This window comes from Paenibacillus sp. TSM33, from assembly GCF_056099025.1.
The window spans coordinates 413,848-428,101 of sequence record NZ_JBLZXB010000010.1; the positions used below are offsets into that span (position 1 = coordinate 413,848).

14 protein-coding genes are annotated in these 14,254 nt (G+C 46.7%); all 14 read left to right on the forward strand.

What is annotated here, in order from left to right:
* Positions 1-10 precede the first annotated feature (10 nt).
* On the forward strand, positions 11-1,774 hold the full coding sequence (locus ACN6NF_RS05740) for a hypothetical protein (protein ID WP_474315974.1): 1,764 nt from the start codon (positions 11-13) through the stop codon (positions 1,772-1,774).
* Positions 1,775-1,810: 36 nt separating this feature from the next.
* Complete coding sequence (locus ACN6NF_RS05745; RefSeq protein WP_474315977.1) at positions 1,811-2,452, forward strand: LysM peptidoglycan-binding domain-containing protein; 642 nt, start codon at positions 1,811-1,813, stop codon at positions 2,450-2,452.
* Positions 2,449-3,426 (forward strand): XkdQ/YqbQ family protein, encoded by a 978-nt coding sequence (locus tag ACN6NF_RS05750; RefSeq protein ID WP_474315979.1) that lies wholly within the window; start codon positions 2,449-2,451, stop codon positions 3,424-3,426. The genes ACN6NF_RS05745 and ACN6NF_RS05750 overlap by 4 nt, the downstream gene beginning before the upstream one ends.
* Entirely contained in the window at positions 3,419-3,826 is a 408-nt protein-coding gene (locus ACN6NF_RS05755) for a hypothetical protein (protein ID WP_474315982.1), read from the forward strand. The genes ACN6NF_RS05750 and ACN6NF_RS05755 overlap by 8 nt, the downstream gene beginning before the upstream one ends.
* Positions 3,813-4,283: a DUF2634 domain-containing protein gene (locus ACN6NF_RS05760; RefSeq protein WP_474315985.1), complete on the forward strand. Its 471-nt coding sequence runs from the start codon at positions 3,813-3,815 to the stop codon at positions 4,281-4,283. Before ACN6NF_RS05755 ends, ACN6NF_RS05760 begins: the two co-directional genes overlap by 14 nt.
* Positions 4,283-5,434: a baseplate J/gp47 family protein gene (locus ACN6NF_RS05765; RefSeq protein ID WP_474315987.1), complete on the forward strand. Its 1,152-nt coding sequence runs from the start codon at positions 4,283-4,285 to the stop codon at positions 5,432-5,434. The genes ACN6NF_RS05760 and ACN6NF_RS05765 overlap by 1 nt, the downstream gene beginning before the upstream one ends.
* Entirely contained in the window at positions 5,427-6,320 is an 894-nt protein-coding gene (locus ACN6NF_RS05770) for a putative phage tail protein (RefSeq protein WP_474315990.1), read from the forward strand. Before ACN6NF_RS05765 ends, ACN6NF_RS05770 begins: the two co-directional genes overlap by 8 nt.
* Before the next feature lie 42 nt (positions 6,321-6,362).
* Positions 6,363-6,752 carry a phage tail-collar fiber domain-containing protein gene (locus tag ACN6NF_RS05775; protein ID WP_040101931.1) on the forward strand — a complete coding sequence of 130 codons (390 nt, stop codon included), beginning with the start codon at positions 6,363-6,365 and terminating at the stop codon, positions 6,750-6,752.
* Between the two features lie 15 nt (positions 6,753-6,767).
* Positions 6,768-7,787 (forward strand): phage tail protein, encoded by a 1,020-nt coding sequence (locus ACN6NF_RS05780; RefSeq protein ID WP_474315993.1) that lies wholly within the window; start codon positions 6,768-6,770, stop codon positions 7,785-7,787.
* A gap of 130 nt (positions 7,788-7,917) precedes the next feature.
* Complete coding sequence (locus ACN6NF_RS05785; RefSeq protein WP_474315995.1) at positions 7,918-8,364, forward strand: phage holin family protein; 447 nt, start codon at positions 7,918-7,920, stop codon at positions 8,362-8,364.
* Positions 8,365-8,517: 153 nt separating this feature from the next.
* A complete protein-coding gene (locus ACN6NF_RS05790; RefSeq protein WP_474315996.1) occupies positions 8,518-9,483 on the forward strand; it encodes a glycoside hydrolase family 25 protein in 966 nt (321 codons plus the stop codon).
* A gap of 1,111 nt (positions 9,484-10,594) precedes the next feature.
* Complete coding sequence (locus ACN6NF_RS05795) at positions 10,595-12,250, forward strand: ABC transporter substrate-binding protein (RefSeq protein WP_474315997.1); 1,656 nt, start codon at positions 10,595-10,597, stop codon at positions 12,248-12,250.
* Positions 12,251-12,278: 28 nt separating this feature from the next.
* Positions 12,279-13,283: an ABC transporter permease gene (locus ACN6NF_RS05800; RefSeq protein WP_025364249.1), complete on the forward strand. Its 1,005-nt coding sequence runs from the start codon at positions 12,279-12,281 to the stop codon at positions 13,281-13,283.
* Positions 13,284-13,320: 37 nt separating this feature from the next.
* The gene (gene nikC, locus ACN6NF_RS05805; RefSeq protein ID WP_474316000.1) at positions 13,321-14,232 is read left to right on the forward strand and encodes a nickel transporter permease; all 912 of its coding nucleotides are present in this window, start codon (positions 13,321-13,323) and stop codon (positions 14,230-14,232) included.
* Positions 14,233-14,254 lie beyond the last annotated feature (22 nt).

A 14,254-nucleotide genomic window follows, 5' to 3' on the forward strand; every position in this document is an offset into this window, starting at 1 on the left:
AACATGATAGATGGCAGAAGCATTAAATTACCGCATGAACCTTGTGATCGATCCCAAAAACGTCATTAAGGCCAACAGAGAGTTGCGCGCAATGGAACGCTATTTTGAGCGAATTCAAGGACGTGTGTTAAAAATCGGCCGTACCCGCATGGCTCCGGAAATTGTCCTGAACGATATGGCCTCCAAAGGCTTGGATAATCTGTTAAACAAGATTAACCGGGTTAAATCTCAGATTATTAATGCCTCGGGGAATGTGAATGTGAAGGTAAATAGCGGCACTGCTAAAGCAGACCCGGTCAAGTCTGATAACAATCTGAGTACGGTTTTGAAAGCAAATACTACTGCTGTAGAGGCCAATACGAAGGCTATTGCGGATTTGAGTACTAAATTAGGTTCTCTGAAGATCGGTGGTGAGGCGAAAGAAGAAGAGCCTAAGGGTTTTTTTGAAAATCTTAAAGATACCCTGGGGGGTGTCAAAAAATTTGGCGAAGGTATGAAGGGATTTTCCGAAACTGGATCTAAATGGAGGGGATTGAAGCAAGAATGGTCTAATGCTGGACCAGTTACGGGAAATACAAGAAGGAAAAAATTAGTTAATGGAGCGAAAAAAATATGGAATAATAAAGGCAGTCTAGGTAAGGCTGCTGGTGAACTTATAGAAAGTGTCGGGGGTACTGGAGACATGTTAGAAGGGGTGATGGATTTTTTTAAAGGCGGTGGCGGAATGATTGGGAATATTAAAAGCGGTGGCAGTGCTGCTATAGATGCAGTTTCTAGCGCGGCTTCTAGTATTATAAACCCAAGCACTGCTGGCGCGGTTGAGGAAGCCGGATCAGGCTTGTTCAAAAACCTTTTAAAAGGCGGCGCGAAAAAGCTATTGGGACCATTAAGTTATGGGATGGATATTATGAATATCGCTCAGTCCGCTCCAGGCAAAGAACGCTCACAAGCCATAGGCTCTGCTATAGGCGGGGGAGTATTGGGAACCGTCGGCGGTATTGTAGGTTCAGTGATTCCAGGAGCGGGTACTGTTATTGGCTCTACACTGGGAAGTATGGCAGGTGATTGGATTGGAGGTAAAATTGGCGGATTAGTCTCAGATTATGGTCCAGCTATGATGGAAAAGGCGAAGTCCGCTGGTAAACTTCTTGGAGAAAAGGCTTCCCAGGTCAAAGGCTGGCTTTCAGATAAGGCTGGAGACTTTGGTAAAAGCTTTTCTGATTTCTTTTCTTTCGGTAAAAAAGATGAACCTAAGAAAGAGCCAGCTAAGCCACCTGAAGCTCCTAAACCTGCCGTACCACCTCAACCTGCTGTAGCTGTGGCTACCAAACCGTTAACACCTATGCCACCATTTCCGGGGTTACCACCCGGCTCTCAATTGATGTATGGACCTCAGCAACCAGGTGCAAAAGGCGTCCCTAATCTTTATGGACCGATGGCTATAGCTAACCAGGGAGTCAATCCAAACCCACTACTAAATACTGCGGCTCATGCGAACAATGGAGCCAAAGCTAAAGGCAAAGGTAATGGTAATCCGACACCTCAAGTAGTTCAGATTAGTCCTGAACAAATGGGAACACTGTCTGGCTTTTTGAAGGATTTTAAAACGGAAACCACCAACCAATTCAATCTTCCTGCGGGGGCTGTACAGGTCACTGTACATGAGAACAAGCTGGATGTGGATGGGCTTATTACGCAAATTGGCTACCGTCTCAAAGCTGAAATTCTGCGTGCAACGCAGAACACCAAGCCAGCAGGCGCTGGAGCTATGTAATGGAGTAGATGGTAGCAATGGGGAAGGAGGAAAGAGATGGAATTTAGTTTGACAGATGGTAAAGGGAAAAAATTTCAGTTTCCGGTGAATCCCGAGGAAGTGACGATCTCACGGCAAAAGGGATTTGATACAACGACAATTTTGTCCTACGGGGAGTTTGACTTTCCGCAAGGGGAGAAGGTGAAGGAAATCTCCTTCTCTTCTTTTTTTCCGAAGGAATACAATCCAGCGTACTGCACATATGAAGACATCCCTGATCCGCAGGAGGCCATGAACACGCTGAATGGCTTTTTGTTATCCAAGAGTCCGCTACGCTTTATCATTACGGAGACAGCTGTGAACGTACCCGTAATTGTAGCTTCTCATAATTCGACCTTTCGGGGCGGGGAATATGGGGATGTGAATTTTGATCTTTCACTGCGAACCTGGAGCGAAATGAAAGTAGCCAAAAAAGCTGGTACCGGTTCGAAGTCTGTGACAGTCAACAAAAAGCCTCGCACGGATATGAAAGAAAAAAAGAAAACTTACACGGTTAAATCGGGAGATTCCTTGTCCAAAATTGCCAAGCTGGAGCTGGGAGACAGCTCCCAATGGAGTCGTATTTATCAGCTTAACAAAAAGATCATCGGGAAAAATCCGAATGCGATTAAACCGGGTCAAAAGCTGGTGCTATCATGAGCTACAAAGTCATTTTACAGGATAAATATGATTTATCTCCTCTCGTGGAGAACATTAATTTGAGAGATTCGCTGGAGCAAATCGCCTATCAGGGGACGGTCAATTTGGTCGTTACGTCCGATATGCCTGCCATATCTCCAGGGATGTCAATCAGTGTTAGCGGTATTCCTTATGGTAAAAAAGACTATGTTCCTCTGTTGTCTCCAGCGGTGATCTGGGAAGTGGAAACCTCCAACAACGGGCTTAAACGTATGACGCTGACGCTATATGACCGTACGGTATATTTGGACAAGTCAGAGGATGAATATTTGCTCCCTGCCAAGCAGACGGCTACCCAGCGTTTTCAGAAATATGCGAGGGATTGGAAGCTGAAAATTGCTTCTTTGCCGGACACAAAAAAGCAGCTTGGGCGCGCCGTATACCGAACTCAGTCCATTTATTCTATGATGCTGGGCGATCTACGGGAAACAGCAAAAGCGGGAGGCAAGCTGTATCATCCACGCATGATTTCTTCCGGCTTGGAGCTGTACGAATTGGGCACGAACAAAGATGTGTACGTCTTGGAGAGAGTGACTGATACGACACAATCCCGTACGTTGGAAGGCGCAGCCACAAGAGTGAAGGTGCTGGCTACGGCGGCCAGTGAAACGGGGAAAGAGGTTCCTTCCAAGGTGATGGCGCTTGAGGAAAAGGACATTGCCAAATATGGAACACTTCAGGTGATCGTACAGGATGACGAGGTGAAATCGGGTGCGGCGGCACGTGAGTTGGCCAAAAGTAAGCTGAGAGGCATACAGCAGACGATATCGGTAAATGCGCCAGATATGAACACGATTCGAGCAGGAGACGCGGTAATGTTAGGTTCCATGAAGCTGTTGGTGATTTCAGTGAGCAGGGAATTGGGCAACCCAGGCAGTATGTCGCTGGAGCTTGGAACGTATGACGATGTAAAAAGGAGGTTTTACCTTGAATAAGGACCCCTACGGGCATTTAGCCACTGCGCTGCAATCTTCATTTCATAAACATACCAAGCAAGCGCTTAGTGGAGTAGGTGCAGTATTAGGTACCATCACCTCCACAGGACTCAAGCTGGATGATTTTAAACATGAGCTTCAGGATTATCTGGTCGCCGAGCTGCCGGGGCTGTTATCTGTACCACGTCATATGTACAAAGGTACCTCAACCTCGGTGGAATCAGAAAATTGGGAAGGCAAAGAGCTGAAAACTTCCTTTTATATTGGGGAAGATGAGCTGGAGGATGTAAATTTGAACCTGAACAAAGGACTTAAGCCTGGGGATCGTGTACTGGCGGTGCGGGTGAATAGTGGTAACGATGTGGTGGTCGTGTGCAAGGTGGTGAATGGACGTGGCTAATTTATTTCCCGAAACAGATGATATGGTTTGGACAGACACAGATGTGACTGACCCGGATGTGTTGGAGGATAACCGCGCAGTATTTGGGCGAAGCTGGCGGTTTGATTTTGAGGCTGGCGAGTTTGTCATGAGCCCTAGCCGTAAAATCGTGACTACAGGCGAGAAAGAAGCCTGGGTACAATGGTGTGAAAAAGCGATTCGCACTCCTCGTTACCGGCATGTGATCTATTCACCTGACTATGGTAGCGAGCTGGAGGAGCTGATTGGCAGCAGCTATGGGCACGGTGTGCAGGAAAGTGAAATTAAACGCATGGTCACGGAAGCGTTACTAGCAGATGCACGTACGGCTAGTGTGGATCAGTTCACGTTTCGCTGGGAAGGTGAGGCATGCCATTTTAGCTGCCAGATTACGAACGTGCGAGATGAAACGGAAATTGTGGGAAGTGTGGTGATCTAATGGCAGACTTGCCGGAATATTTGGTAAACCAGACGGAAGAGGAAATTTTAAATCGAATGCTGGAAAAAGTGCCTTCGGACATCGATAAGTCCGAGGGCTCTTTTATTTGGGATGCGCAGGCGCCGGTGGCATTTATGCTCTCTGAAGCGGCAATCTGGGCGCAGGAGTTGCTGCGTCGAGGTTTTGCCAGCACAGCAGCCAGCGATAACCCGGATTTTCGCTCGCCAGAGCTGGATTTGCGGACAGCAGAACATGGAGTGACACGGCGGGAAGCCGTTGCGGCCTCAGGGAAGGTCAAGTTCACAGGCACAGCGGGGACAATTGTCCCAGCGGGAACGTTGGTGGCGACTCCGGCAGATGATGTATCCGGGGAAGCCTCCATTGAGTATGCGACCACTACCTCAGTCACGCTGGATGAACAGGGTACCGGGGAAGCGGCCATTCGGGCGGTCAATCCTGGACGCAGCGGCAACGTGCCAGCGGGTGTCATTCAGGTGATGGCTACTCCGGTTAGCGGGGTTTCCTCCGTGATCAATACGGAGGAAACCAAAAGCGGCACAGACATTGAAAGCGACCAGCTGTTGCTGGAGCGTTTTTATGCCAAGGTGCGGAACCAGGGTACAAGCGGTAACAAGGCGCAGTATACCCAGTGGGCGAATGAAATTGCTGGCGTGGGTGGCGTGGAGGTTGTTCCGCTCTGGAAAGGGCCAGGAACAGTGGGGTTATATGTGCTGGATACGGACAAACGAGCTGCCAGTCCGGATATCGTGGCTGCAGTGCAAAAGTATATTGATCCGACCCAGGATGGACAAGGCGAAGGGCTGGCACCAGCAGGTCCTGTGGTGACGATCATGCCAGCGGCAGAAGTGGAAATAAACATTTCGGTCAAGGTTCAGCGCACCAAAGAGAAGCCGTCCACACTGGATGAAATCAAAAAGCTGATCGAAAACGGTGTGCGGACGTATTTGAAGCAGCTTGCTTTTTACAAGGCAGATCCATTGGTACGGTATACCCGGATTTCTGCTGTGCTGCTGGACATTCCGATTATTATTGATTTCTCTGATTTGAAAATCAATGGACAGAGCAATCAGAATATTGAGATTGGATCAGGTCAGGTAGCCGTGCTGGGGACGGTGAGCGTCAGTGAGTAACGATAAAACAAACAGTTTTGAAGATTTATTGAATAACACAGACCAGGGAAAACGCGCAAACCGTAGTGGCACTTTTGCTAAGCAGATAACTACTTTAGCAGAAGGTACAGAGGGCCAGATAGACAGCTTGCAGGGCCTTGAGCTATTTTCCTATCTTCCGGCCTATTATGAGAACTCCCGTGTAATGCACGTCGATATGAATGTAAAGGGTAGTGAAATAGATTCCCTATATCTCGCGCTGGATGAAACATTAGCCCAATTTTTTGTTCGCACCGCCACATGGGCGCTGGAAAGATGGGAGATGGAGTTAGGTATCCCGGTCGATTTGGAAAAGCCGTTGGAACATCGACGTTCTGTTGTGGAGTCGAAACTCCGTGGAAGCGGTAAATTTTCAGGAGACTTAATACGGAGAATCATGAACTCTTTTGGTGTGGAAGGGGAAGTAGACTTTCATCCGACGGAGTATAAGTTCGGTATAAGCTTTGAAAACCGTATTCCTGAAAATATGATTGATTTCAAAAAGATCATAGAGGATATTAAGCCTGCTCATCTTGCATTTTATATGAATAACAAAACTAGGCTTGCATTTCTTCATGAGGCTGAAATGGTTTCTCGTATTCGATTACGTTCGAGAGTTCGCTTTTTTGGTGGGAAGCCATGGTATTTAGATGGTGTCGAGTTACTGAATGGAATAGCCTCTTTGTCTGGATGGACAGAGGAGCCTATGCGATATTTGAACCGTACAAAACTAGTCATCCAGCATCGAATGGATCATTATCAGGAAGGCAACGTGAAAATTCGAAACCATTATTGGAAGTTAGATGGCAGCATGATGCTGGATGGAAGTCAGATGTTAAGCTCAACCGAAAAAGTCATTTCAATTTAAAAACATAAAATTTTTATTTTAAAAATAGGAAGGATGGTAAGTATGGCAGAACAAGTTCTAACAGTCACAACTGCTTATGCAAGGGAACAAATGGCGCGTGCCCGCGCTGAAGGAGGAACGCTGACAAAAGTGGTGAAAATGGCGTTTGGCAGCGGAGGCGTAGATCAAGCGGGGAAACCACTGCCTTTGGACGGAGCAGAGCAGGCTTTGAAAAAGGAACTAATCCAAAAGGAAATTACTAGTTTTGAATTCATTGCGCCTGCGACGATTCGTTATATTTGCTCACTAGCGGAAACTGAATTGGCGGGTGAGACTATTAATGAGCTTGCACTAGTAGATTCGTCGGGTAAGCTGACAGCTATTCGTACGATGACTAATAAAGTGAAAGATAGTGATATGGAGTTTATTTTTGAAATTGATGACATTTATTAAGGAGGATGAAGAAATATGAGCATACAACAACCACGCAGATTTGTTACTACCGATCAGGGACATGCAGACGTCCTGAATGGGCCGATTGATACACTTTATGCTAATGATCAGGAATTGGCAGCACAGGTTGAGAATATTAAAAAGGATCCGGCTGGAAACGGGGTTGCTTCCAAGGAAGCGTTAGACAATCATGCTAGCAATACAGATCTCCACGTTACCGCAGCCAAACAAGCGGCATGGAGTGCAGCAGAGGGGAATGCCAAGAAGTATACAGAGCAATATGCAGCACCAAAGCAGCATAGTCACCCGGCATCGGATTTGCCTTCTGCGTCAACACAAGCGAGAGGGATTGTGCAGCTTAATACTTCTACAGGGAGCACAGCTACAGATCAGGCAGCTACTCCCAGTGCGGTAAAGGCGGCTAATGATAGAGCGAATGAGGCTTACAGCCGGGCAGACCAGGCTTTTCAATCTGGCAATGACTACAAGCAACGCTTGGTAGCCGAAATCATTGCCAATGGAGGATCGGCTACAATGTCAGAGGACTTTAATAGTCTCATCTCGAAAATAGCACAATCTGCACAAATGAAATATAAGGTTCAAACGATTCAGCGGGGAACGGCTAACGGCGACCTATTCACGATGCCTGCTGGGTTTAACAGCCTGGCTTCCGGTTCACTCCTGTCATATGGCCCCGGGCTCAGTTCGGCTTTTTATATGTCCATGAGTCAGGACGCTACTGTTTTATTCTACATGCTGGATGGTTCCGGTAGACGGTTTGACTTTCCAGTACACCGTGAACCTTGGAAAAGCGGTTCTACCTACTACTGTACCGGATTCAAAATCGACAAGGCAGTAGGAACAGCTAGTGTTATTTTTTATACGGGATCGGCACAGCAGGGGACTGGTGGCCCGACGATATCAATCAACATCCCAGGAGACTTTAACTTAAAAGGTGGGGTCAAATTGCGCTGTGATATTACGGGCAGCATCACTTGGTACTATCAAAGTTATCTTACAGCTATCGGGTGGTAGGTGGTTGTTATGAGTAAAAGATTAACCAGCGTATCCAAATTGGATACGCTTTTTTTCTGCCCCCACCGTGATCGGGGGCTTATATTACGTCAGGAAATTTTTCCTGACCAACAGATACGGGGGAACAAACATGCATGAAAAGATCGATCAGATTTGGCTGGGGTTTTCCACGGGGACCTTGATCGGTTATTTTTTCGGGGGGTGGACTACAATGTTGACGTTGCTGTGGTGGATGGTCGTGATCGACTTTTTCACCGGATGGGCAGCGGCCTGGATTAATGGGGAGCTGAAAAGCCGCCAAGGGTATTACGGTATTTTTCGCAAGGTTACCGTGTTTTTGCTCATTACGGTAGCCCATCTAATCGACGGTATTCTCGGGGATGCACACTATTTCCGGGATGCCGTCGTTTTCTTTTATTTAGCGAACGAGCTGTTGTCCATTATAGAAAATGTGGGCAGAATGGGAGTGCCGATGCCGGATATTTTGCGGAATGCGGTAGCTATTTTTGAGTCCAAGTCGAGTAGGGAAAAAATAAAGCCATCCAACCCCTCCGACAAAGAAAATAAAGCTTCATAAAGTGCTGACTGTCGCCATTACAAAAAGGCAGAATACCTTATCGCCCTTTTTCGGCGTAAAAGTGGAAAAGCCCAGACCGTTTCCTTGGTCCAAGCATATGGATAACAGAGACAGCGTGCTACAACATTATGAATGACAAGGAGGGAACGCCTTATGCAGAATCGCAGCCCTAACGCTGCCGAAGGCATTGACGTGTCCCGATATCAGGGAACGATTGATTGGAAACGTGTGCGAGCCGATGGTAAATCGTTTGCATTTATTAAAGCAAGTCAAGGACAGCGTTACGTTGATCCGACATTTATCACGAATGCAAAAGGGATCAGGGCAGCCGGGCTTCTGCTGGGGGCTTACCATTTTGTAGATGCGACCAGTGTAAACGCAGCCAAAGCGGAAGCCAGACATTTCGCCGAGGTGCTGGATCAGGTAGGTGGTGCGAAAGCGCTGGATTTGCCAGCGGTGATGGATTATGAAAACAATCCGGGAAAGCTTAGTTCGGCTGCGATTCATGAGGTAGCGCTGGCATTTTTGACGGAATTTGAGCGAGTCAGCGGCCGTAAGCCGATGGTATATACAGGGAATGCTTTTGCTGCCCATTTTAAAGCTCCACTGGGTAGTTATAAACTGTGGATTGCGCGTTATAGTACACAAGTGCCTAATGATACTACAGCATGGAAGCGCTGGGACTTCTGGCAATACAGCGATAGTGGACGGGTTGAAGGCATTCAAGGGCCAGTTGATCTGAATGTATATGCCGGCACAGAGGCTGAGCTACGACAAGCATTTGCAGGAGAAGAGGGGGAAGAGCCAATGACAGCAGAGGAAAAAGCCGCATTTAAGGCCCTGCAGCAGCAGGTGGCCGCTCTTGAAAATAGCAAAGATGTGCTCAAGCAAACAATAAATGAACAGAGTGCTTATATTAAAAAGATGGATCAGCGAGTAGCTGAACTGGAGGCGCGTCAGGCGATGCCAGTACCGGTCTGGGCCAAGGAAGCGATGGCTGCCGCCGTTGCCGTTAATCCGGCAAGTCCAATTGTGGATGCGAAATTGCCAAGCAGTTATGATTTTTATCGCTTACTGGTCGTGTTGAACCGTCTGGGTGTGTTTAAAAAAGCCAAATGATCTTCGAAAGAACTCATCACTGCTTATCCCACCTTTAAATGAAATGAGTATAGCAATTACGCTCAAAGCCTAAATAGACAGGCGGTTAATGCAAGCCGCCTGCCCTTATGGTAAAGTGATGTTTCTTATGACCACTGAATAGGCTGAATCCCAAAAAGGGTAAATGCAAAATGCATCTTTTTTCGAAAAGCAATTCAATATCCTTCTGTCTAATCTGAGCAGTTTCAAAGTCCAAAGGTGTGAAATGAACATTCTGCTGACGAACCGTAAAATCAATGATTCGAATTAAGCTTGGTCATACATTACATATTCGGAATGAGGACGATTGCTTTTGAAATGATCCGCCAATTGAAAGAGCAGGAAGAACGCGTTGAGCTTTTGGCAATTCTGACACGCTATCACTGCAGCATGTTTACCAGCCAGATCGAGCTGTAACAGCCCCTGTATGTTTGTTTATTTCAGAACATACCTGGGAATTTGGATAAAAGGATGGGAATTGTATTGTTAAGGGGAAATGTATACCCATAAAGTGCCTGGCGATCATTTTTCCATCGTAAAAGGCGCTCAAGCCGTATCTGTAGGTTTGGTACTGAATACATTTTGAGGTAAGAACATGCTCCTGCCTGAAGATTGAGGACCACAGGCAGGAGCTTTTATTTGATATGAACGTGTGAGTTGATTTGTAATATTAATTAACATGATGTATAAAAACATAGGGTAATGTATGAAAAAAAACCTTGTCTGCTTCCAGATTTTATAGTAAAGTATCCAATAATCAACTTTGTATGAAACTAATATTCACTACCTGTGAGTATTTATCACACATTCTCCATGACCTAACACAATCCTCTTCCCTTTTATGATATTACATCTATTCCATTACCCTACTGCATCTCTAACACCACTAGATTATAAATGCTTTCTGTGCCTGTATCCTTCAATAAAAGCCTGTCCATAACCTACATACCTTCCCTACTATTACACCTATTTGATGAACTCGGAACCTGGGACTACAGCTTGAGGACAAGCTTGTCATGCCAATCCAAAGGAATTGGTATTCATCCGGTATCAACGAATTAACAATATATAAGGTGTGAAAGGGGTTCGCTGCATGAGCAAAAAGTACGTAAAACACAAAATCTGGACCGTACTGCTGGTACTTGCGCTAGGAACGGTTTTGGTGCTTTCCGGTTGTGGGGGATCAGGTGAAGGAGCAAAACCAGGAGCAGGACAACCGCCAGGTGGAGCGGGAAAAGGCGCGCAGGACACGTTGATCTATGGGCGTGGCGGGGATTCCGTAGCGCTAGATCCTGCCATTGTAACTGAAAGCGAGTCGTTAAAAATTGGAATGCAGGTGTTCGATACACTACTGGAATACAAGGAAAGTACCACGGAGATTCAGCCAGGGCTCGCAGAGAGCTGGGAAGTATCACCGGACGGACTTGTCTATACGTTCAAGCTGCGTCAGGGCGTAAAATTCCATGACGGAAGTGACTTTAACGCAGAAGCGGTTGTATTTAACTTTGACCGCTGGGTTGATCCGAAAAGTCCATACAAATTTGAGGGTGACTCGTTTGACTATTATGATTCTATGTTCGGCCCTGATGGAAGTAGAGTGATTAAGGAGGTTAAAGCGGTAGATGCGAATACCGTCCAGTTTACACTGAACAAGCCGCAGGCTCCTTTTTTACAAAATATCGCTATGCCATCCTTTAGTATTGCAAGTCCCAAGGCTATTAAGGAGAAAAAGGCTGATTTTAAGAATAATCCGGTCGGCACAGGGCCGTTTGTATTTAAGGAATGGAAACGAAACGATACGATCACATTAGAAAAGAATCCAACTTATTGGAAAGAAGGACAGCCAAAGCTGGCTAAGGTCATTGTTCGTTCCATCCCAGACAATACTGCGCGATTTAATGCTTTGCAAAACGGGGAAATTGACCTGATGGAAGATTTGAATCCGGATGATGCGAAGCAGTTGGAAGGTAACAGCGAGTTGGTGAAAATCGAACGTCCCTCCTTTAATGTGGCATACATTGGATTTAATTTAAAGAAAAAGATATTTAATAATCCTAAGGTGCGGCAAGCACTGAATCACGCAGTGAACAAACAGGCCATTATTGATGCATTGTTTGCAGGAGAGGCCAAGCCTGCGGTCAATCCGATGCCACCTACGTTATGGGGATATGACGAAAGCATTCAGGACTACACTTATGATCTGAATAAGGCTAAATCTTTGCTAGCGGAAGCGGGTTTCCCTAACGGACTTCCAGAGCCGTTAACCTTCTATGCAATGCCTGTATCTCGTCCATACATGCCTGACGGCAAAAAGGTAGCAGAGGCCATTCAAGCTGATTTTGAAAAAATAGGAGTCAAAGTCAATATCCAATCTCCAGAATGGGCTACGTATCTGGATGATCTTAAAGCTGGAGAGAAGGATGATCTGTATATGCTGGGATGGAACGGGGACAATGGCGACCCGGATAATTTCCTTTACACATTGCTGGACAAGGACACGATCCCAGGCAATAACCGCAGTTTTTATGTGAATGAGGAACTTCACAAAATACTGGTAAAGGCGCAGGTTGAGGTTGATCAAGATAAGCGTGCGGAATTGTATAAACAAGCACAAGTCATTATTAAACAGGATGCACCTTGGATTCCCTTGGTTCACAGCACACCGTTGATGGCAGGCAAAGCCAATCTTAAGGGTTTTGTACCTTGTCCGGCAGGTATTGAAGCGTACGGTAATATTTATTTTGAATAGCTAAACGCAAGCAGGCGGTGAATAGCATATGAACTCATATATTGTAAAAAGGCTGGCCATATTGATTCCCGTATTGCTGGGCATGACGCTTATCGTGTTTTCGATTATTCATGCTATTCCCGGTGATCCGGCGGAAACAATACTGGGGGACAAGGCCACGGAGCAGTCCAAACAGGCGCTGCGTGAGCAATTAGGGCTGAATAAGCCGTGGTTACAGCAATATGGGACCTATCTAAGTGAGCTGGCACGAGGGGACTTGGGCGATTCCATTCGTACCCGGCAGCCGATTGCCCGGGAAATGGTTCCTTATCTGGCGGCTACGCTGGAGTTGACGGTAGCAAGCATGTTTTTTGCCGTTGTCGTGGGTATGAATGCAGGCATCGTGAGTGCCTGGAAGCGTAACTCCTGGTTTGACTATGTCAGCATGGTCATTGCCCTGGTCGGAGTATCGATGCCGATTTTTTGGCTGGGCTTGATGGAGCAGTGGATCTTTGCTAATAAGCTGCATTGGCTCCCTTCCATTGGACGTATGAATTCTCGTGATCCGGTGGAAGCTGTGACACATTTAGCCGTGATTGATGCGGTCATAGGTGGACGTATGGATCAGGTATGGACTGTCATTAAGCATCTGATCCTGCCCAGTATTGCACTGGGAACGATTCCAATGGCGGTTATAGCGCGTATAACCCGTTCCAGCATGCTGGAGGTTATGGATGCAGACTATATCCGCACGGCTCGGGCGAAGGGGCTGGCATCTTTTCAAGTCGTGTACAAACATGCGCTTAAAAATGCTGCGATCCCTGTGCTGACTGTCATCGGTCTTCAGACTGGATCGTTACTGGGAGGTGCCGTACTAACAGAGACCATATTTGCCTGGCCTGGCATCGGACGGTACATTTTTGAAGCGATCAGCTCGCGTGACTATCCGGTTATCCAAAGCGGAATTTTAATCATTGCGTTCCTGTTCGTCATCATTAATCTGATTGTCGATTTGCTGTACGCCGTTCTCGACCGGCGTATTCGGTATCAGTAATCAAGTCGTCAATTGGTCAAAGGGGGGAGCATGTCCGATGTCGCAATTTTCAATCGAACCCAATAACATACCGACGACACGCAATACATTGGCGCAGTTGCCTGTGGTGTCGGGCCCTTGGAGAGACGCATGGAGAGCTTTCCGCCACAATAAAATGGCGTTCGTTGGTCTGAGCATTATTATCTTCTTTGTCATCATTGCTTTGATTGCGCCCTGGATTGCTCCTTTTGACTATAAAGAGCAAAACTTGGTGAGCCGCTTGCAGTCTCCTTCCGCAGAGCATTGGTTCGGTACCGATGATCTTGGCCGAGATTTGCTGACTCGTACGCTGTATGGCGCCAGAATCTCGTTGTGGGTCGGTTTCTTGTCCGTTATTGGTTCAATGATTGTAGGAACGGCTTTAGGATTAATTGCCGGATTTTATGGAAAATGGGCTGATATGATCATTTCGCGCCTATTCGACATCTTGCTGGCATTTCCGGGGATTTTGCTGGCAATTGCTATTGTGGCCATTCTGGGGCCTTCGTTGGAAAATGCGTTATACGCTATTGCCATTGTCAATGTACCAACGTATGGACGATTGGTTCGCTCCAAGGTGCTGAGTGTCAAAACGGAGGAGTATATTACGTCTGCCAGAGCGCTTGGAGCTAATAATCGGCGAATCATACTCCGTTATATTTTGCCTAATAGCCTGACGCCGATCATCGTACAAGGAACATTGGGGATCGGAACGGCTATTATTGAAGCAGCAGCGCTCGGATTTCTGGGCTTGGGTGCACAACCTCCTGAGCCCGAGTGGGGCAAAATGTTGTCCGATTCGCGGCAATATATCCAAAATGCGCCGTGGACAGTTATTTTTCCGGGGATATCTATCATGCTGACCGTATTGGGCTTTAATCTGATGGGTGATGGCCTGCGGGATGTTTTGGACCCGAGAGCGAAGCGTTAGGGTAAAAATAGCGAGGTATATA